The organism is Roseomonas sp. F4, from assembly GCF_053891155.1.
Window position 1 is genome coordinate 261,417 of sequence record NZ_JBSSHK010000003.1, and the last position, 24,778, is coordinate 286,194.

At 69.8% G+C, this 24,778-nt stretch carries 21 protein-coding genes and 1 tRNA gene; 10 read left to right on the forward strand and 12 right to left on the reverse strand.

Annotated features, from left to right (window positions below):
- The first annotated feature begins 3 nt into the window (after positions 1-3).
- The 4 genes from ACVFYP_RS13525 (at position 4) to ACVFYP_RS13540 (ending at position 3,964) form a co-directional block, all read left to right on the forward strand.
- On the forward strand, positions 4-2,181 hold the full coding sequence (locus tag ACVFYP_RS13525) for a hypothetical protein (protein ID WP_499200709.1): 2,178 nt from the start codon (positions 4-6) through the stop codon (positions 2,179-2,181).
- Between the two features lie 83 nt (positions 2,182-2,264).
- Positions 2,265-2,603 (forward strand): hypothetical protein, encoded by a 339-nt coding sequence (locus ACVFYP_RS13530; protein WP_499200710.1) that lies wholly within the window; start codon positions 2,265-2,267, stop codon positions 2,601-2,603.
- Positions 2,604-2,714: 111 nt separating this feature from the next.
- Positions 2,715-3,365, forward strand: a complete 651-nt coding sequence (locus ACVFYP_RS13535) for a hypothetical protein (RefSeq protein ID WP_499200711.1) — start codon at positions 2,715-2,717, stop codon at positions 3,363-3,365.
- 68 nt (positions 3,366-3,433) lie between these two features.
- Positions 3,434-3,964, forward strand: a complete 531-nt coding sequence (locus ACVFYP_RS13540; RefSeq protein ID WP_499200712.1) for an invasion associated locus B family protein — start codon at positions 3,434-3,436, stop codon at positions 3,962-3,964.
- A gap of 92 nt (positions 3,965-4,056) precedes the next feature.
- Here the strand turns inward: ACVFYP_RS13540 and ACVFYP_RS13545 are convergent, their stop codons facing one another.
- The 7 genes from ACVFYP_RS13545 to ACVFYP_RS13575 form a co-directional block, all read right to left on the reverse strand.
- Positions 4,057-4,866 carry an aspartate dehydrogenase gene (locus ACVFYP_RS13545; RefSeq protein WP_499200713.1) on the reverse strand — a complete coding sequence of 270 codons (810 nt, stop codon included), beginning with the start codon at positions 4,864-4,866 and terminating at the stop codon, positions 4,057-4,059.
- A 233-nt stretch (positions 4,867-5,099) separates the two neighbouring features.
- Positions 5,100-6,023 (reverse strand): hypothetical protein, encoded by a 924-nt coding sequence (locus tag ACVFYP_RS13550; RefSeq protein ID WP_499200714.1) that lies wholly within the window; start codon positions 6,021-6,023, stop codon positions 5,100-5,102.
- A 174-nt stretch (positions 6,024-6,197) separates the two neighbouring features.
- Positions 6,198-6,878, reverse strand: coding sequence for a zinc metallopeptidase (locus ACVFYP_RS13555; RefSeq protein WP_499200715.1), 681 nt, complete (start codon positions 6,876-6,878; stop codon positions 6,198-6,200).
- A 13-nt stretch (positions 6,879-6,891) separates the two neighbouring features.
- Complete coding sequence (locus ACVFYP_RS13560; RefSeq protein ID WP_499200716.1) at positions 6,892-7,677, reverse strand: SDR family NAD(P)-dependent oxidoreductase; 786 nt, start codon at positions 7,675-7,677, stop codon at positions 6,892-6,894.
- A 31-nt stretch (positions 7,678-7,708) separates the two neighbouring features.
- Positions 7,709-7,781 (reverse strand) — tRNA-His (locus ACVFYP_RS13565).
- Positions 7,782-7,842: 61 nt separating this feature from the next.
- Positions 7,843-8,247, reverse strand: coding sequence for a cytidine deaminase (locus ACVFYP_RS13570; protein ID WP_499200717.1), 405 nt, complete (start codon positions 8,245-8,247; stop codon positions 7,843-7,845).
- 1 nt (position 8,248) lies between these two features.
- Positions 8,249-9,442: an aminotransferase gene (locus ACVFYP_RS13575; protein WP_499200718.1), complete on the reverse strand. Its 1,194-nt coding sequence runs from the start codon at positions 9,440-9,442 to the stop codon at positions 8,249-8,251.
- 380 nt (positions 9,443-9,822) lie between these two features.
- Between ACVFYP_RS13575 and ACVFYP_RS13580 the strand changes: the two genes are divergently transcribed.
- Entirely contained in the window at positions 9,823-10,161 is a 339-nt protein-coding gene (locus ACVFYP_RS13580; RefSeq protein ID WP_499200719.1) for a P-II family nitrogen regulator, read from the forward strand.
- A 185-nt stretch (positions 10,162-10,346) separates the two neighbouring features.
- Positions 10,347-11,786, forward strand: a complete 1,440-nt coding sequence (gene glnA / locus ACVFYP_RS13585) for a type I glutamate--ammonia ligase (protein ID WP_499200720.1) — start codon at positions 10,347-10,349, stop codon at positions 11,784-11,786.
- Positions 11,787-12,022: 236 nt separating this feature from the next.
- Here glnA and ACVFYP_RS13590 read toward each other — a convergent pair whose 3' ends face one another.
- The 3 genes from ACVFYP_RS13590 to ACVFYP_RS13600 form a co-directional block, all read right to left on the reverse strand.
- Positions 12,023-13,456, reverse strand: a complete 1,434-nt coding sequence (locus tag ACVFYP_RS13590; protein ID WP_499200721.1) for an amidohydrolase family protein — start codon at positions 13,454-13,456, stop codon at positions 12,023-12,025.
- Between the two features lie 135 nt (positions 13,457-13,591).
- The gene (locus ACVFYP_RS13595) at positions 13,592-14,485 is read right to left on the reverse strand and encodes a fumarylacetoacetate hydrolase family protein (RefSeq protein WP_499200722.1); all 894 of its coding nucleotides are present in this window, start codon (positions 14,483-14,485) and stop codon (positions 13,592-13,594) included.
- Positions 14,486-14,494: 9 nt separating this feature from the next.
- A complete protein-coding gene (locus ACVFYP_RS13600; protein WP_499200723.1) occupies positions 14,495-15,478 on the reverse strand; it encodes a Bug family tripartite tricarboxylate transporter substrate binding protein in 984 nt (327 codons plus the stop codon).
- A gap of 113 nt (positions 15,479-15,591) precedes the next feature.
- Here ACVFYP_RS13600 and ACVFYP_RS13605 point away from each other — a divergent pair, with 113 nt between their 5' ends.
- Complete coding sequence (locus ACVFYP_RS13605; RefSeq protein WP_499200724.1) at positions 15,592-16,215, forward strand: glutathione S-transferase family protein; 624 nt, start codon at positions 15,592-15,594, stop codon at positions 16,213-16,215.
- Between the two features lie 13 nt (positions 16,216-16,228).
- On the forward strand, positions 16,229-16,810 hold the full coding sequence (locus ACVFYP_RS13610; RefSeq protein WP_499200725.1) for a histidine phosphatase family protein: 582 nt from the start codon (positions 16,229-16,231) through the stop codon (positions 16,808-16,810).
- Here the strand turns inward: ACVFYP_RS13610 and ACVFYP_RS13615 are convergent.
- The gene (locus tag ACVFYP_RS13615; protein WP_499200726.1) at positions 16,805-19,507 is read right to left on the reverse strand and encodes an HAD-IC family P-type ATPase; all 2,703 of its coding nucleotides are present in this window, start codon (positions 19,505-19,507) and stop codon (positions 16,805-16,807) included. The two genes, ACVFYP_RS13610 and ACVFYP_RS13615, sit on opposite strands and share 6 nt — an antisense overlap.
- 244 nt (positions 19,508-19,751) lie before the next feature.
- Between ACVFYP_RS13615 and ACVFYP_RS13620 the strand changes: the two genes are divergently transcribed.
- Complete coding sequence (locus ACVFYP_RS13620) at positions 19,752-20,882, forward strand: efflux RND transporter periplasmic adaptor subunit (protein ID WP_499200727.1); 1,131 nt, start codon at positions 19,752-19,754, stop codon at positions 20,880-20,882.
- The gene (locus ACVFYP_RS13625; RefSeq protein WP_499200728.1) at positions 20,879-24,004 is read left to right on the forward strand and encodes an efflux RND transporter permease subunit; all 3,126 of its coding nucleotides are present in this window, start codon (positions 20,879-20,881) and stop codon (positions 24,002-24,004) included. The genes ACVFYP_RS13620 and ACVFYP_RS13625 overlap by 4 nt, the downstream gene beginning before the upstream one ends.
- Here the strand turns inward: ACVFYP_RS13625 and fabI are convergent, their stop codons facing one another.
- The gene (fabI, locus tag ACVFYP_RS13630; protein WP_499200729.1) at positions 24,005-24,778 is read right to left on the reverse strand and encodes an enoyl-ACP reductase FabI; all 774 of its coding nucleotides are present in this window, start codon (positions 24,776-24,778) and stop codon (positions 24,005-24,007) included. It abuts the gene before it with no gap.

The window sequence follows — 24,778 nt, forward strand, 5'->3', positions numbered from 1 at the left end:
CGCATGAACCAGGCCCTCGCCGGCATCGACTTCGCCCCTGTCATTCCCCTCTGGCTGCTGATCGGCCTTGCTGCGCTGGCGCTGCTGGCGCTGCTGCCGGCCCTGGTGCGGCTGCCGCGCGATGCGCAGGGCGCGCGGCGCTGGCAGCCGGCCCGCGGCGTCTGGCTGCGGGCGCTGGCCTTCGCGGCGCTGCTGCTGGCGCTGGCCAATCCCCGGCTGGTGGAGGAATCGCGGCAGACCCGGCCGGACATCGCGCTTCTGGTGGTGGATCGCAGCGACAGCGCCGGGCTGAACGCCCGCCCGGCGCAGATCACCGCCGCCCGCGACGAGATCGAGGCCCGCGCCCGCCGCCTGCCGGAGCTCGAACTGCGCACGGTGGAGGTGCCGGAGGGCGGCAACCAGGGCACGCGGCTGTTCACCGCCATGGAACGCGCCTTGGCCGATATCCCCCGCGCCCGGCTGGCGGGGGTGATGGCCCTGACCGATGGCCAGGTGCATGACGTGCCCGCCGCGCCCACGCTGGACGCCCCCTTCCACCTGCTGCTGCCCGGCCAGGCCGGGGAGGTGGACCGCCGCATCCGGGTGATCGAGGCGCCGGGCTTCGGCATCGTTGGCCGCCCAGTGGAATTGCGCGTGGTGGTGGAGGATCTCGGCGCGCGGCCGGATTCCGGCGGTTTTGCCGGCTCCGCCGGGGGCGCGGCCGCCCGCCTGACCATCCGCCGCGACGGCCAGCCGCCCCGCGTGGAATCCGTGCCGGTGGGCCGCGAACACCGCATCGCCGTGCCGATCGAGCGCGGCGGCCAGACGGTGGTGGAGCTGACTGCCGAAACCCGACCCGGCGAGGTTTCGGACCTCAACAACCGCACGGTCGTGACCATCAACGGCGTGCGCGACCGGCTGCGGGTGCTGCTGGTCTCGGGCGAACCGCATGCCGGGCAGCGGACCTGGCGGCGGCTGCTGAAGGCCGATCCGAATGTGGATCTGGTCCATTTCACCATTCTCCGCCCGCCCGAAAAGGACGACCTGACCCCGCTGCACGAGCTGGCGCTGATCGCCTTCCCGGTGCGGGAGCTGTTCCAGGTGAAGCTGCGCGAATTCGACCTGATCGTCTTCGACCGCTTCGGCAATCGCGGGCTGCTGCCGCCCGTCTATCTGCGCAACATCGCCGATTACGTGCGCGGTGGCGGGGCGCTGCTGCTGTCGGTCGGGCCGGAATTCGCGGGGGCGACCAGCCTGGCCGCGACACCGCTGGGCCAGATCCTGCCCGCGCGGCCACCCACCGGCCCGGGCGCGGCCCAGGCGGCGCTGCTGGAACAGCCCTTCCGGCCTTTTGTGACGGAGTTGGGGGCGCGGCATCCCGTCACTGAAAATCTGCCGGGCGCCAATAGCTTTGCGCCGGACGGCGCCAATCTGGCCGAGGCCACATGGGGCCGCTGGTACCGGGCGCTGCGGGCCGATGCGCGGGCCGGCAGCACCGTGATGCAGGGCCCCGGCGGCACGCCGCTGATGGTGCTGGACCGGGTGGGGGAGGGGCGGGTCGCCCTGATGCTCTCCGACCACATCTGGCTGTGGTCGCGCGGCCATGAGGGTGGCGGCCCGCAGCAGGAACTGCTGCGCCGCATCGCCCATTGGACGATGAAGGAGCCGGAGCTGGAGGAGGAGGACCTCACCGCCCGGATCGAACATGGCAGCATGACCGTCACTCGCCGATCCCTGGAACCCGGCGCGCTGCCGGAGATCACGGTGACGACGCCGGAGGGCGCGACCTCTCGCCACATGCCCGTCGCGCGCGGCGCCGGGCGGGCGGTGGTGGAAATTCCGGCGACGCAGGCCGGAGTCTGGCAGGCCAGCGACGGCCGCCGCACCGCCTTCGCCGCCGCCGATGCGGCCAATCCGATGGAGGTCGCCGACCTGCGCGCCGATGCGGCGCCGTTGACGCCCCTGGCCGCGGCCACCGGCGGCGGCGTGCGCTGGCTGGGCAACGGGGAGACGCCCCTTGTGCCGGAGCTGCGCCGGGTGGCGCCGGGGCGGGACGCGCAAGGCGCGGGCTGGATCGGGCTGCGCCGCAATGGCGACCACAGCGTGACGGGCATCACCGCCCTGCCGCTGCTGCCGCCCTGGCTGGCCCTGCCCATGGTGCTCGGCTTGGCCCTGCTGGCCTGGCGGCGGGAGGGGCGCTGAGCGTCTTCCGGCGCCGGGGGCTGGACCCTGCGCCGGCCGCGCCCCACATCCGCGGCATGCGACCGATCCTGCCCGTCCTCCTGATGTCCGCCACGCTGGCCGCCTGCGCCCAGGGACCTGGGCTTGACCAGCGCCTGTCCACCTATGTCGGCCGGGGGGAGGCGGATCTGGTCGCCGAGATGGGCGTGCCGCTGCGGGTGCATGAGGCGGAGGGGCGTCGCTTCCTGCAATTCGAACGGCGCCACAGCGTCGCCGTGGCCCCGCCGCCCGGCTACTATGCCCCTGTCTATGGCCCCTGGGGACCTCGATTCGGCTATTGGCCGCCGCCCTCCGGGGTCGCGGTGCTGAGCTGCGAATTGACCTTCGCGCTGCGCGATGGGCGGGTGGAAAGCTTCAGCTATCGCGGCGAGGGATGCGGCTAGGGCCTGTGGACAGTTGGGCTGCGGGCCCTCTTGGCCAAGGTTTGGCCAAAAGCGGGTGAGGCGCGCGCCTTGCCCTTCCTAGTCAGGCCCGTCTTGCTGTATTTCAGCGCCATGCGCCCTTTCCCCGGATTGCCCCTTCTGGCCGCCGCCCTTTTGGCCCCCCTGGTCCTCGCCCCCGCGGCGTCGGCGCAGGGCATCATCCGGCCGGCGGAGACCCAGCGCGCGCCCAATGCCCTGGCGCCGGCGCTGCCCGGTCTCGCGGCCCGCAGCACCCCGGCGCCGATCGCGGCCGGGCCGGGCACCGCGGCGCTGGCCCCCAATGCGGCGCTGTTCGATGCCATCGGCCGTGGTGACCTGGCGGCGGCGCGGGATGCGGTGGCGCGCGGCGCCAATATCGAGGCTCGCAACGCCCTTGGCCTGTCGCCGCTGGACGCGGCGGTGGATCAGGGCCGCAATGAGATCGCCTTCTACCTGCTGTCCGCCCGTGACCGGACCCGCAGCGCCCCTCCGGCGCAGGGCACCAACGCTTCCGCCGCCGCGGCGGCCTCCGCAGCCCGGGTCGCGGCCATGACCAGCCCGCCGCAGCAGCGGCGCGCGCCGTTGAACGCGCCGCCCGCCGTGGCGGCGGAACCGGTCGGCGCGGTGCCCTGGTCCGGCAATGGCGGCGCGGCGCAGCCGGAGGTTGGCTTCCTCGGCTTCGATGCCGGCCGTCCTGCCGACGCGACCCCGCCCACCACCACCAGCCGCCGCGCCCGGCCCTGATCCGCCAAGGCCTTCTGGCCGCCGCCGGCGCGCTGCTGCTGGCCGGACCGGCCCTGGCGCAGCGCGCGGTGCCCCTGCCACCGCCGCCGCCCCCCGCGCCACGCGCGGCGGAGGCGCAGCCAACGCCCCAGCCGGCAGGCGAGGCCAGTGCGGAGGCGGAGGCACCGACGCGCCACTGGGACATGCGCTGCGACGCGGCGACCGAGGAGGCGCCCCGGACCTGCCGCGTCACCACGACCGTCCTGCTGCGGCCCCAGAACCGGACTCTGGCGCAGGTGCTGCTGACGCGGCAGCGGGAAAGCCGGTCCCTGACCCTGATCTTCCAGATCGCCCATGGCAGCTGGCTGCCCGGCGGCCTGTCCTGGCAGGTGGATGAACTGCCGGCCCAACGCCTGGCCTTCCAGACCAGCGACGCGGCGGGCATCTACGCCGCGCTGGTGGTGCCCGACGCCACCCTGACGATGCTGCGGCAGGGAACAACGCTGCGGCTGAACTTCGTGATCGCCGCGCGGCGCGAGCCGGTGTCCGTGCCGATCCCGCTGGCCGGCTTCACGGCGGCGGCGGCGGAGATGTTCGCCGCTGAAGCGGCGGCGCCGTGACGCGTCACGTCTGAAGCAGGCGATCCAACGCCGTAGCAGGCTGCCGGGGATGCCCTCTCTCCCATCAGAAGCGGGGAGGAGGGCTATCCCCTTTAGCTGCCCACCTTCAGCGTGCTGGTCAGGCCGCGCAGGCAGGCCAGGATCGACAGTGGGGTGATCTTGCCGGTGCGGGGGTTCTCCTCGCTCGGCACGTTCTCGATCGTCATGGTGAGCCGCGCGCTGGCCGCCTCCACCTTGATGGTGTGGGTGTTGCGGGTGACGGTGGTGTCGGCCCAGATCTTCACCGTGGTGCGCTCCGGCCCGATGCCGGCCAGCGCCAGGGCGGCGGCGACGTTCACATTGGCCGGGAAGCCCTGGGCGGCGTCGAAGGCATTGCCCTCGAAGATCAGGGTCGGCGTGGTGATGGTGGTCACGTCGATCTTGTGCAGGTCGAGATAGGGCGCGCCGACCAGGCCGCGGGGCGGCTTGCGCGTCTCGATGGTGACGGAGGCGACCTCCCCTTCCGCCGCCGCCCGCACGGCATCCAGGCCGAGCAGCGCGCCGGTGGGGACGATGATGCGCGCGCCGGTGGCCCGGGCGCGTTCCACCAGATGCATGCGCGGCAGCAGGGCGCCGACGCTGCTGGGGACGAAGATCTTTCCGGCCTCGATGGCGGCGACCGCCACCTGTTCGAAGACGGCGGCGGGGGCGGCTTCCACCACCACATCGGCCTGGGCGAGATCGGCCAGCCCAACCAGAGCCGGCTTGCTGCGGAAGCCCGCGATATTGGCGGCGGCCTTGGCCTGGTCCCTGGCGGAGACGGCGACGAGGCGCAGACCCTCCACCCCCTGGTCCAGGGCGCGGGCCAGATGCAGGCCGATGGCGCCGAGGCCGGCGATTCCGACGGTGAGTTCACGTGCCATGTGCGGCGGCTCCCGATCCTGTGTCGGGGCGGGGCTACAGCAAGATCGCGGCGGAGGGAACCGCGCCGCGCCCATTCGGCCGGCCGGCCGGTATCATACCAACGGCCCTTTCGCGTGACCGCTTCGGGCCGCCCTCAATCGCCGGGCGGAAACCTCCGGTTTCCTTGGCTTCGCCGCACTTGCGGCGGCGCCCATTCGGGCGCTCGGACCGGTCAAAAGACCGGCCGCTGGTATCAGATGCCGTTGCTGCCGATGTCCTGCCCGGCGCGGCTGCCATAGGTGGGGATACTGCGCAGCGCCTCGCGCAGGACGAGGTAGTGGGCATCGCCAAGCGGGATGGTCAGATCGCCGGTGTTCGACATGTTGTGGGTCAGTATGCGCTTGGCCAGCCGCATCGCGGCCCGGCCATGGGCCGAGGGCATGCTGTCGACGTCGATGGTGCGGGGATCGTCCAGCACCAGCGCGATGCGCATCGCCTCCGCCGTATGGGCCGCCGCCTCATGCAGCAGCAGGTTGCCCGCCTGCTTGGTGATGTCCATGCCGGCATGCAGCGATTCATGCACCACCACGGCGCACTTGCCGAGGTCGAAGCTGCCGGGGTCGCGGATCCAGAAGAAATTGAATGGCTGGCTGTACAAGGCGCGCACATTCTCCGGCGCCTGGCTGCCCATGGCGATGCACATGATGCTGTGCGAGCGCACCGCCGAGGCCACCTTGTCGAACATCTGGGGCGTGACCTTCAGCGGCCCCATGCGGAAGCGAATCATCGCCATGACGGGATCGGCCAGCGTGTCCAGCACGCGGTCGCGCACGCGGTCGTCATAGGGGGTCAGGCCGTGCCAGCCGAGCGGCGGGATGGCGATGGCCGGGTTCCGGTCGTGCCGGTCCAGGCAGTAGTTGATGCCGTCGAGGCTTTTGGTGCAGCCGAGGAAATGGTTCAGCGCCCAGTTCACCTCGGACGGGTTCCGAAGTTGGAAGTTGTAGAGGATCAGGTCCCAGACATCGGCGATGCCGTAGATCCGCGCGATATCCGCGAAACCCATGCGGTGCCCGGCCGCCCAGTGCCCGTCATAGGCATAGAGGTAGGTGGCGCGCGGGCGCGGCGAGACGGGGGGGTAGACGATACTCGCCCAGCGCCCTGGCTTGCGCACATTCATGGCCATGCCGTCCTGACTTGTCTGCGCGCCAGCCGGGCAGGGCGCCCGGACCACGACGCAGGCTTTGCCGGCGACCGGCCAGGCGGGTCACCGCCCGCTGGTCCGCCTGCATCACCGACCCAGGGTGTCTTTAGTTTTGTTATGTTTCGACCGTGTTTCGAGAGGCTTCGCGCCTCAGGGCCGGAACCAGCGCACCGCATTGATCAGCGTGATCAGCCCGGCCGCCACATAGGTCAGCGCCGCCGCCCGCAGCACGCGCCGCGCCTGCGGCATGTCGGCCGGCTGCAGGTAACCGCCCTGTTCCAGCACCGGCAGCGCCTTGCCGAAGCTGGCATCCAGCTCCACCGGCAGGGTCACCGCATGCACCGCCAGCCGCCCGGCGAACAGCAGCACCACCAGCGCCAGCTGCAATGCGAGCAAGGCGGGGGATCGCACCGCGGCGAACAGCAGCGGCATGGAGATCAGCACCAGCTGCGCGATGCGGTCCAGCGGCGTGATGGCGCGAATCAACACCATGCGGCGGCGGAAGCCGGGCTCCCCCCGCGCATGCTGCACGGCGTGTGCGACCTCATGGGTGGCCACGGCCACGGCGGCGATGGAACGGCCGTGGAAATGGGGCGCGGCCAGGCGGACGATGCCGGCCTCCGGGTCGTAATGGTCGCCCTGATCGGTCTCCTCTACCTTCACCTGGCGCAGATCGGCCGCGTCCAGCAGGTGGCGCGCCAGTTCCGCCCCCGTGCCGGCCAGGTCCGGCCTCTCCGCCTGCGCCTGGGCGAGCACATGCTGCACCCAGATCTGCGGGCCGAAGATCAGGCCCAGCAGCAGCAGGGAGCCGAGGACGGCCAGCAGGACCATCAGACTGTGCTTTTCACACCACCGGGCTGCGCCCGCCATCGACATTGATGGCGGTGCCGGTGATGTAGCCGCCCTGGTCGGAGGCGAGGAAGGTGGCCATGGCGGCGAATTCCTGGGCCTTGCCGATGCGGCCCATCGGCACGGCCTTGCCCTGTTCGGCCTTCCAGTCCTCCCAGGAAATGCCGCGCGGATCGGCGGCGTGGCGGCGGACCCACTGGTCGCTCTCGATGATGCCGACCAGCATGCCGTTCACCAGGATGTTGTGGGGCGCACCCTCCCCGGCCAGGATCTTGGTCAGCGCCATGCCCGCGGCGCGGGAGACGGCGGTGGGCGCGCCGCCGGCGGCGGGGGCCTTGGCGCCGATGTTCAGCACATTGATGACGCGGCCCCAGCGGCGTTCCTTCATCCCCGGCCAGACGGCACGGGTCAGGCGGATGGCGGCAAACAGCTTCAGGTCGAGATCGGCCTGCCACAGCGCGTCATCCACCTCCATGAAGGGGCCGCGCTGGCTGGTGCCGGCATTGTTCACCAGGATGTCGATGGGGCCGAGTTCCGCCACCGCCTGGCTGGTGGCCTTGGTGCAGCCCTCCGCCGTGCCGATATCGGCGGAGATGGCGGCGACACGGGCGCCCTGGAACTTGCCGAGAAGATGCGCCTTGGCGCTGGCCAGCGCCTCCTCCCCCCGGGCGACGAGCGCCACGGCGGCGCCGGATTCGACATAGCTTTCGGCGATGGCGAGGCCGAGACCCTTCGACCCCCCAGTGATCAGGGCGGTGCGGCCATCAAGGCGGAGCTGCATGGAGTTTGTTTCCTGGACGTGTGGGCGAATGGGCGATCGACGGGGCTCGAACCCGCGACATCCAAGACCACAACCTGGCGCTCTACCAACTGAGCTACGACCGCCACACGCCAAACGCCGGGATTGACCCCGGGCGCGGGTGATAAGGCGAGGGGGACGGTCGCGTCAACCGGGGTGAAGCTGGTCGGGGCCAAAGGCGTCGGGCAACAGGCTGGCGAGGGTCGCCTGGCGGGGGCTGCCATCCGCCGCGCGCATCAGCACGACCAGGCTGCCATCGGGCGAGAATTCGGACAGGACCTGCCGGCAGAGGCCGCAGGGGCTGAGCGCGACGCCGGCCGGGCCGGCCACCGCGATGGCGGTGAATCGGCGCTGGCCGCGCGCCACGGCGGCGCCCAATGCCACCCGCTCGGCGCAGATCGTGGCGCCGTAGCTGGCATTTTCCACATTGCAGCCGGGCTGGAGGCTGCCATCGGCGCAGAGCAGGGCGGCGCCGACGGTGAAGCGGGAATAGGGCGCATGCGCCATGGCCCGCGTCGCCTCCGCCGCCCGCATCAGCGCCGCCGCATCCATCTCAGCCGGTCGCGGCGTGGCGGTTGGCGCCGCGGGCGGCGATCCAGGCCTCCATGCGGGCCAGGGCTTCGTCGATCACGGCCTCGCCCTTGCAGAAGGCGAAGCGGGCGTAGTGGTTTGGCGCGTCCGCGCTGGCGTAAAAGGCGGTGACGGGAATGGCGGTGACCTTCGCCTCCACCGTCAAGGCGCGGCAGAAGGCCACGTCGTCGCCGTTGAAGCCCAGCGGCCGGAAATCGGTGGTGATGAAGTAGCTGCCCTGGGTCGGCAGCACGCCGAAGCCGAGTCGCGCCAGGCCGGCTGCCATGCGGTCGCGCTTGGATTGCAGGCTGGCGGAGACGCCCTCGAAATAGGCGTCGTCCTTGGCCAAGCCGACGGCGATGCCGCGCTGCAGATTGGGCGCGGTGGTGAAGGTCAGGTTCTGATGCGCCTTGGTGACATTGGGCGCCAGCGACCGGTCGCAGGTGACATAGCCGATCTTCCAGCCGGTCAGGCTGAAGGTCTTGCCCGCCGATCCGATGCGCATGCAGCGTTCGCGCATGCCCGGCAGCGTCATCAGCGGCACATGCTTCCAGCCGTCGAAGGTCAGGTGTTCATAGACCTCGTCGCAGATGGCGTAGCAGTCGTGGCGCTCGATCAGGTCCGCGATGAAGGCCAGTTCGGCATGGGTAAACACCTTGCCGGTGGGGTTCATCGGCGTGTTCAGCAGGATGGCCTTGGTCTTCGGCCCGAAGGCGGCGGCCAGTTCGGCGCGAGGCAGTTCCCATTTCGGCGGCGTCAGGCGCACCAGCTTCGGGATGGCGCCCAGCAGCTTCACCACCGGCAGATAGGTGTCGTAGAGCGGCTCGATCAGCACGCATTCATCGCCGGGGTTCAGCACGGCCATCAGGCAGGCGGTGATCGCCTCCGTCGCGCCGGAGGTGACGATGACCTCGGCATTGGCATCCACCTCCAGCCCATAGAAGCGCTTGTTATGGGCCGCGACGGCGTTGCGGAGGTCCGGGTGGCCGGACATCGGCGGGTACTGGTTGCGCCCGTCCTTCAGCGCCGCGGCCGCGGCCTCGATGACGTCTTCCGGCCCGTCATAATCGGGAAAACCCTGGCCGAGATTGATCGCGCCATGTTCCGTGGCGAGCGCCGACATCACCGTGAAGATCGTGGTGCCGGTGGCGGACAGAAGGTCGTTCTGGGGTTTCACGGAAGCTCTCTCAGGCGCGGAGGCGGCTTGGTCTTGCGACGGGGCGGCGATGATGCGGGGGGATGGGAAAAGGTGCAACTGGGCTGAGGAGCATCGCCTAATAATTAGGCTGTTTGACCATGAATTGATCGTTTTTGATGCTGACCCGGCGAGAATCCCCGCGCTGCGCCGTTGCCCGGATGGCACGCGCCATGCAACAGGAAGCCTTGAGAGCGGGTATGGCCTGTCGCCCCGTCAGGCGGCACCATGGCGGTGATCCGGGTGGCCGAATGCGGGCTGCCTGCTTGCGGCGGAAGCCGGGAGGAAACCTTGCGGCGGAAGCCGGGAGAACACAGCGTGTGCTTCGGCCCTTCCGGCCGGCACGCGGAGCGACGGAGCCGATGAAAAAGATCGAGGCGATCATCAAGCCCTTCAAACTCGATGAGGTGAAGGACGCACTGCACGAGATCGGCCTGCAAGGGCTGACCGTGGTCGAGGCGAAGGGGTTCGGGCGGCAGAAGGGCCATACCGAGCTCTACCGCGGCGCCGAATACGTCGTGGACTTCCTGCCGAAGGTGAAGATCGAGGTGGTCTGCCCCGATGATCTGATGGAACGCGCGATCGAGGCGATCACCGCCGCGGCCCGCACAGGGCGCATCGGCGATGGCAAGATCTTCGTCAGCGACGTGCAGGAGGTGATCCGCATCCGCACCGGCGAACGGGGCGACGACGCGGTTTGATTTCTTTCCGCCTGGCCGGGGGCCGGGTGGGCGAAGACGGGCCGGACCGGCGAGACGCCGGGGAAGGCTGACCGGATGACCGGGGAGCCCCTTGGGGGGCGACGGGTACATCGGGGCGCGTGGCGGGGGCCGGTCCCCGCCGCGCGGCAATGGGACCGGGACGAACAAACACAGGACCGCACACGATGGCGAAGAAGCCGGCAGCTGGGGGCACCAACGCCGCCGTCTCCAAGGTCATGGAAATGATCAAGGAGCACAGCGTCGAATACGTCGATTTCCGCTTCACCGACCCGAAGGGCAAGTGGCAGCACACGGCGCAGCACGTCTCCACGATCGATGAGGACGTGTTCGTCGACGGCATCATGTTCGACGGCTCCTCCATCGCCGGCTGGAAGGCGATCAACGAGTCCGACATGATCCTGATGCCGGACGCCGCCACGGCGGTGATGGATCCCTTCGCGGCCAAGCCGCAGATGATCCTGTTCTGCGACATCGTGGAGCCCTCCACCGGCCAGATGTACTCGCGCGACCCGCGCAGCACGGCGAAGCGCGCCGAGGCCTATCTGAAGTCGACCGGCATCGGCGACACGGCCTTCTTCGGCCCGGAGGCCGAGTTCTTCGTGTTCGACAGCGTGAAGTTCGGCACGGGCGGCAACTACGGCATCTACCAGCTCGACAGCATCGAGGGTCCGGGCGCCAGCCTGAAGGACTACCCCGAGGGCAACATGGGCCACCGCCCGGTGGTCAAGGGCGGCTACTTCCCGGTGGCGCCGGTGGACAGCGAAGGCGACCTGCGCGCCGAGATGCTGTCGACCATGGGCGAGATGGGCCTGGCGATCGAGAAGCACCACCATGAGGTGGCGCAGTCCCAGCATGAGCTGGGCACCAAGTTCGGCCCGCTGGTGCAGCAGGCCGACCACATGCAGATCTACAAGTACTGCGTGCACAACGTGGCCCACAGTTACGGCAAGACCGCGACCTTCATGCCGAAGCCGATCTACGGCGACAACGGCAGCGGCATGCATGTGCACCAGTCGATCTGGAAGGCCGGCAAGCCGGTGTTCGCGGGCAACGGCTATGCCGACCTGTCCGAGATGGCGCTGTACTACATCGGCGGCATCATCAAGCACGCCAAGGCGCTGAACGCCTTCACCAACCCGACCACCAATTCCTACAAGCGCCTGATCCCGGGCTTCGAGGCCCCCGTGCTGCTGGCCTATTCGGCCCGCAACCGCTCCGCCTCCTGCCGCATTCCCTATGCGACGAACCCGAAGGCCAAGCGCGTCGAGGTCCGCTTCCCCGATCCGGGCGCGAACCCCTACCTCGCCTTCGCCGCCATGCTCATGGCCGGCCTCGATGGCATCAAGAACAAGATCCATCCGGGCGATGCCATGGACAAGGACCTGTACGACCTGCCGCCGGAGGAGCTGAAGGGCATCCCGACCGTGTGCGGTTCGCTGCGTGAAGCGCTGGGCGCGCTGGCCGCCGACCACGAGTTCCTGCTCGCCGGCGACGTGTTCAGCAAGGACCAGATCGAGAGCTACATCGAGCTGAAGTGGGCCGACGTGTACAAGTTCGAACACACCCCGCACCCGGTCGAGTTCGAGATGTACTACTCCGTCTGATACCAAAGGCCGGCCCTTCGGGGCCGGCCGGCAGGATCGGCCGGGTCGCGCGAGCGGCCCGGCCTTTTTTGTGTTCACACCAACGCTCGATTTCATCGACCGTTGGTATGCCTTTCCAGACCCTCAAGCGCCGGGCGCCCGCTCCGCGGGCTTGGCTACGCCGCACTTGCGGCGGGTCGCATTCGCGACCTCGGCCGGCTTCAGCGGCCGCAGGTCACCCTTTTCAGGCGTTGGCATCACACGTAGCGCGTGGAATTCCAGAAGCCGGGCGGCGTCGCGGTCATGGCGTGCAGGCCGGTACGGTCCAGCGCCAGGCCGATCTCCCGCGTCGCGGCATCCATCACCGCATCCTCCTCCACCGTCCGCACCACGCGGCCCTGCATCACCACGCGGCCGCCGACCAGCACGGTGTCCACATCTGACCCCAGCGCGAAGCAGACCAGGCGGTACAGCGGCATGTCGCCGGGCCAGAGATGCGGCTTCCGCAGGTCGATGATGGCGATGTCGGCGCGCTTGCCGGTCTCCAGGCTGCCGATCTCCGCCTCCATGCCCAGGGCCTTGGCGGCGTCGCAGGTGATCATCTCCAGCGCCTTGCCGGGCGGCAGCACCTTGGCGTCGCGGAAGTGGCGTCGGTGGTAGTGCATCGCCTGGGTCATGTGGCGGAACATGTCGAAGCTGCGGTCGGGCGCCGTGCCGTCCGAACAAATGGCCACGGTGGCCCCCGCATCCATCAGCTCGATCGCCGGGCAGCGCCCGATGATGGACATATTGGCGGAGGGGTTGTGGGCGATCTTCGTCCCTGTCTCCGCCACCATGCGGATCTCGTCCTCGCCAAGCTCGATGCAATGCGACAGCAGGGCATCGGGGCCGAGGATGCCTTGCTCCATCGCGTCCCGCACCGTGCCGCCCTTGTGGCCGTCCTGGGTGAAGCCGACGCCCTTGGCGCGGGACAGGGCGCGGACCTGCTTCGCCACCTCCGGATAGATCTTGGCCGTCTCCGGCGTGACGCCGTGGCGGCCCGGATAGCCCACCGGGGCGCAGAGCATGATGCGGGTCAGGCTGTCCTGCGCATCATGCAGCCGCTCGACCAGCGTGGTGCAGACGGCGAGCTGATCCTCCAGCCCGATCTGCCTTTCGCGATGCGTCGCGCCCTGCCATTCGAAGAACCGGTTGGGGTAGGGCGGCGGCGAAACGCCGGGGCAGAGGACGCTGCGGATGCCGATGCGGCGATAGCCCTCGGCATGGGCCTCGGCATGTGCCGCATCATCGGTGCGGGACCCGTAGGCGCCGAAGATCGACAGGCCTGTGGTGACGCCGGCCTTCAGCCTCTCGAGCGCCGCCAGCGCGCCATCGGCGCCCCAGAAATCGGGCGTGGCGCCGCGCGGATAGATGGCCTCGACCGATTCCGTCCAGCGGCCACCATCGCCGCCGCCCAGCGTCTTCACCAGCGTGTGGCCGGCATGGGCATGGGCGTCGATCAGGCCGGGCAGAACCGCCTTGCCGGCGGCATCGATCTCCGCCGTGCCGGGATGCGCGGCGCGCAGCGCGGCGGTGTCGCCGATGGCGGCGATGCGGCCCTCCGCCACCAGCACCGCGCCGCGCTCGATCACCCGGCGCTCCGCGTCCATGGTGACGACCAGGCCGTTCACGATCAGCAATTGTCCCGACATTTCGCGCTCCTCCAGCTTCGTGGCGGAGCCTAGGGAAGCGGGCGGCGGGTGGCGAGGGGCAGGGCTGTTGAAAATAGCGCGCGAAACCCGCGATGCCCTTTGCGCATCACGGGTTTCGCCATTCTGAGGCGGCGCTCAGGCCTCGCCGGGCGCCACGATATGCGTCGTCAACTCCATCAGCCCTTCGAGCCCGGCGACGCAGACATCGCCCGGCTTCATGTAAAGCTCCGCCGCATTCGGATGGCCGATGGCGGTGCCGCGCGGCGCGCCGGTGGCGATGATGTCACCCACCTCGAAGGGCATGAAGCGCGTAAAATGCGCGATGATGCCCTCGATGCGGTGGATGTATTCATCGGTGTTGACGCGCAGCCGGCGCTCGCCATTCACGTCGCAAGTCAGCCAGAGGTCGTAGGGATCGGCAACCTCCGCCATCGGCACGACATAGGGGCCGACCGGCGTGAAGCCCGGCATGTTCTTCGAGACCCAGAACTTGGTGCCGGAGATCACTTCCTGCTTCTGAATCTCCCGCGCCGTCAGGTCGTTCAGCACGGTGATGCCGCCGACATGGCTGCGCGCATCCTCGCGCGAAACGTGGAAGGCGCGCTTCGTCACGACGAAGGCCAGCTCCGGCTCGTAGTCGAAGGTGGTGATGCCGTCGGGGCGCACCACGCGGGCGCCCTCGCCGACAAGGGTCTCGGCCAGCTTGACGAAGCCGGTCGGCTCCTGCGGGTCTTCCTTCAGCATGCCCTGCGCGACCAGCTCGGCGCGATGCACCTTGCTGTTCTTGCCGACGCAGAAGATCTTTCCGGGATTGGGGATGGGCGGCAGGATGTGGCAGGTCGCGAGCGGAAGCTTCTGCGTCGCCTGCGCGATCAGCGTCTTCAACTCCGCGATCGGCAGCGCCAAGGCACGCCGCATGTCCAGGTCCGGACCATGCGTGGCGGACAGATCCCGCAGCGCATCACCCTCCACCGCGCCGAGACGCGGGCGCAGATCGCCGCGGGAAAGAAAGGTCGCCAGTCTGATCATGAGAAAAGCCTATTCGAGGGTGATGTTGCGTTCGCGGACCACGCGCTGCCACTTCGCGATGTCCGCATCGATGTAGCCGGCAAAGACGTCCGGCGTCATCGGCTCCGGCTCCGCGCCCAGCGGCGCCAGGCGGTCCTTGGTGGATTGCAGGCCGAGCGCCGTGGCGGCATCCGCGGCGACCTTGGCGGTCACCGCCTCCGGCATGCCGCGCGGGCCGAACAGGCCGAACCAGCCCACCGCGGCATAGCCCGGCAGGCCCGTGGTGCTGGCCGGTGGCACGCCCGGCAGCAGGGCGGAGGGGCGTTCCGAGGTCACCGCCAGGTTCACCACCTGATTGGCGGCGACGGCCGCGGCCACGGTCTGGGGTGGCGCGAACATCAGATGGATGCGGCCGGCGATCAGGTCGGTCAGCGCCGGGCCGGTGCCGCGGTAGGGCACGTGCAGCATCTCGATCCCGGCCATGGAGCAGAACAGCTCCGCCGCCAGATGGCTGGCCGCGCCGGTGCCGCTGCTGCCGAAGGTGAAGTGGCCGGGGCGCTGCTTCGCCATCGCCACCAGCTCCGCCACATTCTTCGCGCCGACGCCGGGATACATGGCGATGACATAGGCCGGCGCCGCGATCATCGTGATCGGGGTGAGCTGGTCGCGCACATGGAAGGGCGCATCGCCGCCGGGACCCGCCAGGCCCATGATGCCGCCGGTGGAGGTGACCATCAGCGTGTAGCCATCCGGCTGGGCGCGCTGAACCATCTGCAGACCTATCCGCCCGGCACCGCCGCCGCGATTCTCCACCAGCACGGTCTGCCGCCACGTCTCCTGGAAATTCTGCGCCAGCACCCGCGCCAGCACATCCGTGCCGCCGCCGGGCGGGAAGGGCACGACGACGGTGACGTTGCGCGAGGGGTAGGCGGCACCCTGGGCGCGCACCAGGCCGGGCAGGGCCAGGGTGGGCGTGGCGGCAAGTCCGGCGAGCAGGCTCCGGCGCGTTGTCATGGCGAATTCTCCCGCATTATGGGTTCTTTTCCCATGGCCCTCGCGCCCGGCCAAGGGGGTGACGCCCCGGCTGGCGCAGCCTAGCATCGCGCCAAATCCGCGGAGACCTGTCCATGAAGCTGTATTATTCCCCCGGCGCCTGCTCCCTCGGCATCCACATCATCCTGGAGGAAATCGGCAAGCCGTATGAGCTGTCGCTGGTGGCGCTGAAGGATGGCGCGCAGCACAAGCCGGAATTCCAGGCGGTGAATCCGAAGGCAAAGGTGCCGGCGCTGGATCGCGGCGATGGACGGGTGCTGACCGAATTCCCGGTGATCGCCTGGTGGCTCGGCAAGTCCAACCCCGAGGCCGGGCTGATGCCGACGGATTTCGAGGCCGAGACGCGCTGCCTGGAAATGCTGGACTATGTCTGCGGCACCATCCACCCGCAGGGCTTCACCCGGCAGTTCCGCGCCGCCAACTTCACGCCGCGTGAGGAAGACCTTCCCCAGGTGGTGGAGCAGGGCAAGGCGCTTGCTACCAAGTATTTCGCGACGCTGGAGAAGAACTGGACCGGCGGCACCTATGTGCTGGCCTCCGGCTACTCCGTCGCCGATGCGGCGCTGTTCTTCGTGGAATACTGGGCGACGCGCCGGTCCGGCATGACCCTGCCGCCGCATCTGGCGAAGCATCTGGACGCCATGCTGGCCCGCCCGACGGTGCAGCGTGCCTTGGCCCAGGAAGGCCTGAAGGGTTAGTGGGATCAACGCCATGCTGACCTCCACCCCCTTCTGGTTCCTCCGCCATGGCGAGACGGATTGGAACGCCCAGGGCCTGTCCCAGGGCCGCACCGACATCCCGCTGAACCATGTCGGCCTGGCCCAGGCGGAGCGCGCGGCGCGCACCTTGGCCGGCGCCGGCATCGTCAGCATCGTCGCCTCCCCCCTGCTGCGGGCGCGCCGCACGGCGGAGATCGCGGCGGCCGCGATAGGCCTGCCGGTGTCGCTCGACCCGGATCTGGCGGAGGTGAATTTCGGCAGCCAGGAAGGGCTGCCGATGGGCGACTGGTATGACGACTGGATCGACGGCGCCTACACCCCCGAAGGCGCGGAGACTTTCGTCCAACTGCGCGACCGCGCGGTGCGCGGGGTGAATGCCGCCCTGTCGCTGCCCGGCCCGGTGCTGGTGGTGGCGCATGGCGCGCTGTTCCGCGCGCTGCGCCAGGCGGCGGGGCTGGAGGCGAATGTGCGCACGCCCAACGCCCTGCCCCTGTGGATGGAGCCGCCGGCCGCTGGTGAGGCGGCCTGGCGCATCACCCCCGCGCAGCTCGCGGCGGAAGCGCCCCTGTCATGATGTGTGCTGCGCCGTCCAGCGACGGCGCAGCGCCTTCTCCGCCTCCAGCACCAGCATCAGCGCCAGCCCCACCACCAGGATCGGCAGCCCATCCCACAGCGGATGCAGCGCCCGGGTGCCGAACAATGCCTGCATCGGCGGCAGGTAGGTGAAGGCCAGTTGCAGCAGCACCACGCCGCCCACGCCGAGCAGCACCGGCGTCGTGCCCATCGCCCCACGCCAGGTGAAGGATGTGCTTCGCTCGAACCGCACGCTGAACAGATAGGCGATCTCCAGTACCACGATGGTGTTCACCGCTGCCGTCCGTGACGCCTCCAGCGACAGGCCGCGCCATTGCGACAGGCCGAAGATGGCGAAGGTGGCAAGGGTGAACAGCAGGGAGACCAGCACCACCCGCCAGACCAGCAGGCCCGATAGCAGCGGGTCCTTGGGCGAGCGTGGCGGCCGGCGCATCAGATCCTCCTCCCCTTCCTCGAAGGCCAGCACCAGGCCGAGCGTGCTGGCGGTCGCCATGTTGATCCACAGGATCTGCACAGGCGTCAGCGGCAGGGTCAGGCCAAGCAGGATGGCGGTGATCACCACCAGCGCCTCGCCCCCATTGGTCGGCAGGGTCCAGGCGATGACCTTCTGGATATTGTCGAAGACGGTGCGGCCCTCGCGGACGGCAGCGGCGATGGTGGCGAAGTTGTCGTCGGCCAGAACCATTTCGGCCGCCTCCTGCGCCGCCTCCGTGCCCTTCTGACCCATGGCGACGCCGACATCGGCGCGCTTCAGCGCCGGCGCGTCGTTCACGCCATCCCCGGTCATGGCCACCACGGCGCCATCCGCCTGCAAGGCCTCCACCAGCCGCAGCTTGTGCTCCGGGCTGGTGCGGGCGAAGACGTCGCTCTCCTTCGCCCGCGCGCGCAGCGCCGCATCGTCCAGCGTGTCGAGATCGGCGCCGGTGATGACGGAACCGGCGCCGCGCAGCCCGACCTGGCGGGCGATGGCGCCGGCGGTGGCGGCATGGTCGCCGGTGATCATCTTCACACGGATGCCGGCGGCCTGGCATTCGGCGACGGCCACCACCGCTTCCTCCCGCGGTGGATCGATCAGGCCAAGCAGGCCGAGCAGCGTCAGCCCGCCTTCCACATCCGCCTCTGCCAGCGCCGTCGTGCCCTGCGGCAGGACCAGCTCCGCCACGGCGATGACGCGCAGGCCGGACGCGGCCAGCGTCTCCGCCCGCCGGTGCCATTCGGCGGCATCCAGCGGCGTATCGCCGGCCGCCCCGCGCTGCCACGCGCACATCCCCAGCAGCCGTTCCGGCGCGCCCTTCACGCAGGCGAAGGCGCCCGCATGGTCGGTGTGCAGCGTCGCCATGAAGCGGTGGCGGGAATCGAAGGGAATTTCGTCCCGGCGCGGGAAGCGCAGCCGCGCGGCCTCGGCCGGCACGCCGGCGCGGGCGGCGAAGGCCAGCAGCGCACCCTCCATCGGATCGCCGGCCACCAGCCAGCCATCCTTCGCCTCCTCCCGCAACGCCGCGTCGTTGCAAAGGGTGCTGGCGCGCGCCAGCCGGGCGAGCAGCGCCTGGGCGGCCTCCGCCGGCTCTTCGCCGTCCAGCGTTACCGCGCCCTCGGGCGCATAGCCCTCGCCCGTCACCTCGAAGCGGCCGAGGGCGGTGTCCACCGCCGCCACCATCATCTCGTTGCGGGTCAGCGTGCCGGTCTTGTCGGAACAGATGACGGAGACGGAGCCCAGCGTCTCCACCGCCGGCAACCGCCGCACGATGGCACGCCGCGCCGCCATGCGGCGCACGCCGATCGCCAGGGTGATGGTCATCACCGCCGGCAGCCCTTCCGGAATCGCGGCGACGGCGACGCTGATGACGGCGAGGAAGGCATCCCCCATCGCGAAGCCGCGCAGCAGCCAGGCGAACGCGAAGAGCAGGGCGGCGATGCCCAGGATGACGAAGGTCAGCCGCCGCGCGAAGATATCCATCTGCCGCAGCAGCGGCGTGGCCAGGGTCTGCACCGCGCCGATCATGCCGCTGATCCGGCCGAGCTCCGTCGCCGGACCGGTGGCCACCACCAGCCCCGTCGCCTGCCCGGTCGCGACCAGCGTGCCGGAGAAGGCGATGCTGGCGCGGTCGCCGAGCGGCGCCGCCTCCGCCACCGCCGCGACGGTCTTCTCCGCGGGCACGGATTCGCCGGTCAGCGTCGCTTCCTCGATCCGCAGGCCGCGCGCGCGGATCAGGCGCAGATCGGCGGGCACGCGATCGCCCGCTTCCAGCAGCACGATGTCGCCCGGCACGAGATCCGCCGCATCCACCGTGCGCCGCGCCCCGTCGCGGAGCGCGGAGGCGTGCGGGGTCAGCATGTCCTGGATGGCATTCAGCGCCTGTTCCGCGCGGCCTTCCTGCACGAAGCCGACCACCGCATTGGCCAGCACGACGCCCAGGATCACCGCCGCATCGGTGAAATGGCCGAGCAGGGCGACGATGATCGCGGAGGCCAGCATCACGTGGATAAGAAGGTTGGTGAATTGCCCGAGAAAACGGCGCAGCGCACTGCGCGGGGCCGTGGCGGGCAGGCGGTTCGGCCCGTAATCCGACAGGCGGCGTGCCGCCTCCGCCGCCGAAAGCCCGGTGGGAGAGGCTTGCAGGCGTTCCGTGGCCGCCTCGGCGGAAAGGGCGTGCCAGGCGGGCTGCGGCGCCGTCACCAATGGTACCCCGCGCGGTGCGGCGGCGGCGGGATGGCCTGCGGAATCGTCATCACGATCTCTGTCCCGGCTTTTGAGTCCGGCTCTCAGGGGCGGAGCCGGCGATGCCGTAGCCTCTGCCGAAGATGAAGGCGCCGCCATGACCTGAGTCAAAACGCGCCCTTTTGGCGGACACGCCCGCGTGATCCGACGCAACTGCACCGGTGCCGGGGGCTTGCATCGGCAGGCGCAGTGGGGACGAAGCATGGCGATGATGAAGTGGTGCGGCAGCGGAATGCTGGCGGGCATGGGAATGCTGGCTGGCTTTGCCTTTGTCGCGCCCGCCACCGCGCAGCCCGCCCCGCCACCTCCGGCGGTGATGGTGGCGGAGGTGACGGCGGAACCGATCAGCCGCCCGGCGGAATTCGTGGGGCGGGTGGAGGCGATCCGCAGCCTCGATATCCGCAGTCGCGTGCAGGGTTTCGTCACCGAGGTGCCCTTCGAGGAAGGCTCTGCCGTGCGGCGTGGCGACACGCTGTTCGTGCTGGACCCCGCGCAGCATGAGGCCGAACTCGCCTCCGCCGAGGCGCAGCTCTCCCGCGCCCAGGCGACGGCGGAGGAGGCCCAGCGCAGCCTGGGGCGCAGTGCCGAACTGCGGCGGACCAATACGGTGCCGCAAGCGCGGGTGGATGAGGCGCAGGCGATCTATGACGCGGCGCGTGCCGATGTGCTGGCGGCGGAGGCGGCGGTGCGGCTGGCACGTCTGACGCTGTCCTATACCCGCATCGAAGCCGCCATCGATGGGCGCATCGGCCGCGCCAACTTCACCACCGGCGCGCTGGTGGGGCCGGATAGCGGCGCGCTGGCGCGCATCGTGCAGTTGCAGCCGCTGCGCGTGGTGTTCTCCGTCACCCAGGGCATGATCGTCGATTTCCGCGAGGCGCAGCAACGCGAGGGCGCGACCGCCCCCGACCTGGCGCTGCAACTGCGCCTGCCCAATGGCAGCCTGTATGACCTGCCCGGGCGCTTCGACTTTCTGGACAGCGAGGTGTCGAGCAACACCGGCACCGTCGCGCTGCGCGCCATCTTCGACAATCCGGATGAGATCCTGCTGCCCGGCCAGTTCGTCACCGTGATCGTGGCCGCGCGCGCGCCTGAACGGCGGGCGCTGGTGCCCTTTTCCGCCGTGCAAAGGGATCGCGAGGGGACCTTCGTGTTTGTCCTCGGTGCCGATGACACGGTGGCGCGCCGCCGCATCCAGACCGGTGCGCGGTTGCCGCGGGGCTGGTCCGTTTCGGGTGGGCTGGAGGCCGGCGAGACCATTGTGGTGCAGGGCACGCAGCGCCTGCGCGATGGGCTGACGGTGCGTCCGTCGCGCCAGGGTGAAGGCTCGTGATTTCCAGCCTGTTCATCTCCCGCCCCCGATTGGCGGCGGCGATTTCCATCGTCATCCTGCTGGCCGGCGCCATCGCCTATCTGTTCCTGCCGGTGCAGCAATATCCGCGGATCGCGCCGCCATCGGTCACAGTCTCGGCGAACTATCCCGGCGCCAATGCGCAGGTCATCGCCGATACCGTCGGCGCGCCGCTGGAATCCGCGGTGAATGGGGTGGAGGGCATGATCTACATGTCCTCCAACAGCTCCAATGCCGGGCAATACTCGCTGACGGTGACCTTCGAGGTCGGCACCGATCCCGATATCGCCCAGGTGAATGTGCAGAACCGCGTGCAACTCGCCTCCTCCTCGCTGCCCTCGCAGGTGGTGCAGCAGGGCGTCACGGTGCGCGCGCAATCGCCCGACTTCCTGCTCGCCATCGCCTTCCATCCGGCGGAAGGCAGCGCGCTGGACCCGCTGGAGGTCAGCAACCACGCGAGTACCCTGATCGCCGATGCGATGTCGCGGATCGAGGGTGTGGGAGAGGCACGCTCCCTCGGCACGGCCGACTATGCCATGCGCATCTGGCTGGACCCGAATCGCATGGCGGTGCTGGGGCTGACGCCGGATGATGTGGCGGCGGCGATCGCGCGACAGAATGTGCAGGCCTCGCTCGGCCAGGCCGGCGGTGCACCGGCCCCGGCCGGGCAGCAGGACCAGTACACGATCCTGGCGGAAGGCCGCCTGCCGGATGCCGCGGCCTTCGGCGAGATCATCATCCGCGCCGGCGCCGATGGCGCCATCCTGCGCATCCGCGACATCGCCCGCACGGAGCTGGGCGCGCAGAGCTACATGGCGGGCGCCCGCTTTCGCGGCCAGCCGGCCACGATGATGACCATCTCCCAATCCCCCGGTGCCAATGCGCTGGACACCGCCGATGCGGTGCGGGCGGAGCTGCTGCGGCTGGAAGGGGATTTTCCCCAGGGGATGGAATATGCGGTGATCTACGACGCCACCGCCTTCGTCCGTGCGACGGTGCGGGAGATTCTGGTGACGCTGGGGATGACCTTCGTCATCGTCGTTCTGGTCACCTTCGTCTTCCTGCGCAGTTGGCGCGCCACGCTGATCCCGGCGCTGACCATTCCGGTCTCCCTGATCGGCACGCTGGCGGTGCTGCTGGCCGCTGGCTTTTCCGCCAATACCGTCAGCCTGCTGGCGCTGATCCTGGCCATCGGCCTGGTGGTCGATGACGCGATCCTGGTGGTGGAGAATGTCGAGCGCATCCTGGAGGAGACGCCGGAGATCACCCCCGCCGAGGCCGCGCACCGGGCCATGGGCCAGGTCTCGACGCCGATCATCACCACCACGCTGGTGCTGCTGGCGGTCTTCGTGCCCACCGCCTTCCTTCCTGGCATCAATGGCCAGCTCTACCGGCAATTCGCCATCACCATCTCCTCCGCCCTCCTCCTGTCCTCCGTCGTCGCGCTGACGCTGGCGCCGGCGCTGGCGGCCAGCCTGCTGCATCGCAGCCAACCGGGGCGCGGGCCGCTGGCCGCCTTCGCACGCGGGCTGGACTGGCTGCGCGACCGCTATGTCTCCGCGGTCGGCTGGCTGGTGGGGCGCGCCGTGCTGGCGCTGGGCGTGGTGCTGCTCAGCATGGCCGGCGCCGTCTATCTGTTCATGACGCTGCCTTCGACCCTGGTGCCCAATGAGGACCAGGGTGCGGTCTTCGTCGATATCCAGCTTCCCGATGCCGCCTCCCTGGAAAGGACGGAAGCGGTGGTGGCGCAGGTGCGGCAGATCATGGCGGAGACGCCGGGCGTGCGCGACGTGGTGATGGTCGCCGGCTTCAGCATGTTGCAGGGATCGCCGCGGCCGAATGGCGGATTTGGCCTGGCGGCGCTGCATCCCTGGAACGAACGCGACGCGGAAGCGGAAGGGCTCGGCCGTATTCTCGGCACGCTGCAACAGCGTTTCGCCGCGATCCCGGAAGCCCAGGTCATCGCCTTCCCGCCGCCCGCCTTGCCGGGCGCCGGATCGGTTGGTGGCCTCGACTTCCGCTTGCAGGCGCAGCGCGGCCAATCGCCGCAGGAACTCGCGGAGGTCACCCGCGCCCTGGTGGCCGCCGCCAACGGACACCAGGCAGTGGGCAGCGCCTCCTCCAGCTTTTCGGCAGAGGTGCCGCAGATTCGCCTGAACCTCGACAGAACGCGGGCCGAAGCCTTTGGGGTCGGCGTTGGCGAGGTGTTCTCCACCATCGGTGCCTTCTTCGGGTCCCGCTACGTCAACGACTTCACCTATGCCAACCGCGTCTACCAGGTGGTGATGCAGGCCGATGCGCCGCATCGCGCCACGCCGGATGACGTGCTGGAGGTGCATCTGCGCAATGCGGAGGGCGGCATGGTGCCGGTGCGCGCCCTGGCGGGCATCGAGACCGAACTCGGACCCTACGCGCTGTCCCGCTACAATCTTGCGCTGGCCGCGCAGATCAATGCGCAGGCGGCGGAGGGCGCCAGCACCGGCGCGGCGATCGAGGCTTTGCAGGATGCGGCGGCGGAGGTGCTGCCGGAAGGCTACAGCTACGAATGGTCCGGCACTGCCTTCCAGCAGTTGCGGGCGGGCGCTCAGCTGCCGGTGATCCTCGCCGTGGCGCTGGCCTTCGCCTATCTGTTCCTGCTGGCGCAGTATGAAAGCTGGACCCTGCCGCTGCCGATCCTGCTGTCGCTTGCCGTGGCGGGGCTGGGCGCCACCGCGACTCTGACGCTGGTGGGGCTGGAGAACAGCCTCTATGCGCAGATCGGGCTGGTGCTGCTGATCGGCCTGGCCAGCAAGAACGCCATCCTGATCGTCGAATTCGCGCGGCTACAACGCGATGCGGGGAAAAGCGTGGCGGAGGCTGCCACCATCGCCGCCGCGCAGCGCTTCCGCGCCGTGCTGATGACGGCGATTTCCTTCATCATCGGCGTGCTGCCGCTGGCCTTTTCCTCCGGCGCCGGCGCGGGTGCGCGCAGCGCCATCGGCTTTACCGTGCTGGGCGGCATGCTGGCCGCGACCAGCCTGGGGTTGCTGGTGATTCCGGCGCTGTATGCCGTGGTGCAGCGGATGGCGGAGGGCACGGCGGCGCGCTTCGGCGGCAAGGCGTGATCACGCCACGGTATGCGCACCATTGTCGGCATGCACCACCGAACCACTCATCGGCGCCGCCGCCTCGCTTGCCAGGAAGGCGGCGATGCGGCCGATCTCCTCGATGCTGACCAGATGGCCGCTGGGCGTGCGCGCCCGCACGCGATCCAGCAACTCGTCGAAGCGGTCGATGCCCGAGGCCGCGCGGGTAAGGATGGCGCCGGCCGAAATCGCGAAGGCGCGGATGCGGCGTGGCGCGAGGTCGGCGGCGATGTAGCGCACGCTGGATTCCAGCGCGGCCTTCACCGGCCCCATCAGATTGTAATTCTCCACCACCCGGTCAGCACCGTAGAAACTGACGGTCATCAGGCTGCCGCCTTCCGTCATCAGCGGCGCCGCCAGCCGCGCCATGCGGAGGAAGGAATGGCAGGAGACGTCCATCGCCATGGCGAATCCCTCCGCTGAACAATTGACGACGCTGGCATGCAGATCCTCGCGCGGGGCGAAGGCGATGGAATGCAGCAGGAAATCCAACCGGCCCCAATCCCGCGCGACGCGATCGAACACCGCTTCGAGCTGGCCGGGGATGCGCACGTCGCAGGGCAGCAGCATCGCCGCGCCCAGCTCCTCCGCCACCGGGCGCACGAAGGGCGCCGCCTTCTCGTTCAGATAGGTCACGGCGAGTTCGGCCCCGGCCTGGCGAAAGGCGGTGGCGCAGCCGGCGGCGATGCTCTGGCCATTGGCGATGCCCACCACCAACCCGCGCTTGCCGGCGAGATCCACGATCGGGGTCAT

Excerpts from the sequence above, each read along its gene's own strand:
- ACVFYP_RS13525 (WP_499200709.1), top strand. The coding sequence starts at position 4 with ATGAACCAGGCCCTCGCCGGCATCGACTTCGCCCCTGTCATTCCCCTC.
- ACVFYP_RS13530 (WP_499200710.1), top strand. The coding sequence starts at position 2,265 with ATGTCCGCCACGCTGGCCGCCTGCGCCCAGGGACCTGGGCTTGACCAG.
- ACVFYP_RS13535 (WP_499200711.1), top strand. The coding sequence starts at position 2,715 with ATGCGCCCTTTCCCCGGATTGCCCCTTCTGGCCGCCGCCCTTTTGGCC.
- ACVFYP_RS13545 (WP_499200713.1), bottom strand. The coding sequence starts at position 4,866 with ATGGCACGTGAACTCACCGTCGGAATCGCCGGCCTCGGCGCCATCGGC.
- ACVFYP_RS13550 (WP_499200714.1), bottom strand. The coding sequence starts at position 6,023 with ATGAATGTGCGCAAGCCAGGGCGCTGGGCGAGTATCGTCTACCCCCCC.
- ACVFYP_RS13555 (WP_499200715.1), bottom strand. The coding sequence starts at position 6,878 with ATGGTCCTGCTGGCCGTCCTCGGCTCCCTGCTGCTGCTGGGCCTGATC.
- ACVFYP_RS13560 (WP_499200716.1), bottom strand. The coding sequence starts at position 7,677 with ATGCAGCTCCGCCTTGATGGCCGCACCGCCCTGATCACTGGGGGGTCG.
- ACVFYP_RS13570 (WP_499200717.1), bottom strand. The coding sequence starts at position 8,247 with ATGGATGCGGCGGCGCTGATGCGGGCGGCGGAGGCGACGCGGGCCATG.
- ACVFYP_RS13580 (WP_499200719.1), top strand. The coding sequence starts at position 9,823 with ATGAAAAAGATCGAGGCGATCATCAAGCCCTTCAAACTCGATGAGGTG.
- glnA (WP_499200720.1), top strand. The coding sequence starts at position 10,347 with ATGGCGAAGAAGCCGGCAGCTGGGGGCACCAACGCCGCCGTCTCCAAG.
- ACVFYP_RS13590 (WP_499200721.1), bottom strand. The coding sequence starts at position 13,456 with ATGTCGGGACAATTGCTGATCGTGAACGGCCTGGTCGTCACCATGGAC.
- ACVFYP_RS13595 (WP_499200722.1), bottom strand. The coding sequence starts at position 14,485 with ATGATCAGACTGGCGACCTTTCTTTCCCGCGGCGATCTGCGCCCGCGT.
- ACVFYP_RS13600 (WP_499200723.1), bottom strand. The coding sequence starts at position 15,478 with ATGACAACGCGCCGGAGCCTGCTCGCCGGACTTGCCGCCACGCCCACC.
- ACVFYP_RS13605 (WP_499200724.1), top strand. The coding sequence starts at position 15,592 with ATGAAGCTGTATTATTCCCCCGGCGCCTGCTCCCTCGGCATCCACATC.
- ACVFYP_RS13610 (WP_499200725.1), top strand. The coding sequence starts at position 16,229 with ATGCTGACCTCCACCCCCTTCTGGTTCCTCCGCCATGGCGAGACGGAT.
- ACVFYP_RS13620 (WP_499200727.1), top strand. The coding sequence starts at position 19,752 with ATGGCGATGATGAAGTGGTGCGGCAGCGGAATGCTGGCGGGCATGGGA.
- fabI (WP_499200729.1), bottom strand. The coding sequence starts at position 24,778 with ATGACCCCGATCGTGGATCTCGCCGGCAAGCGCGGGTTGGTGGTGGGC.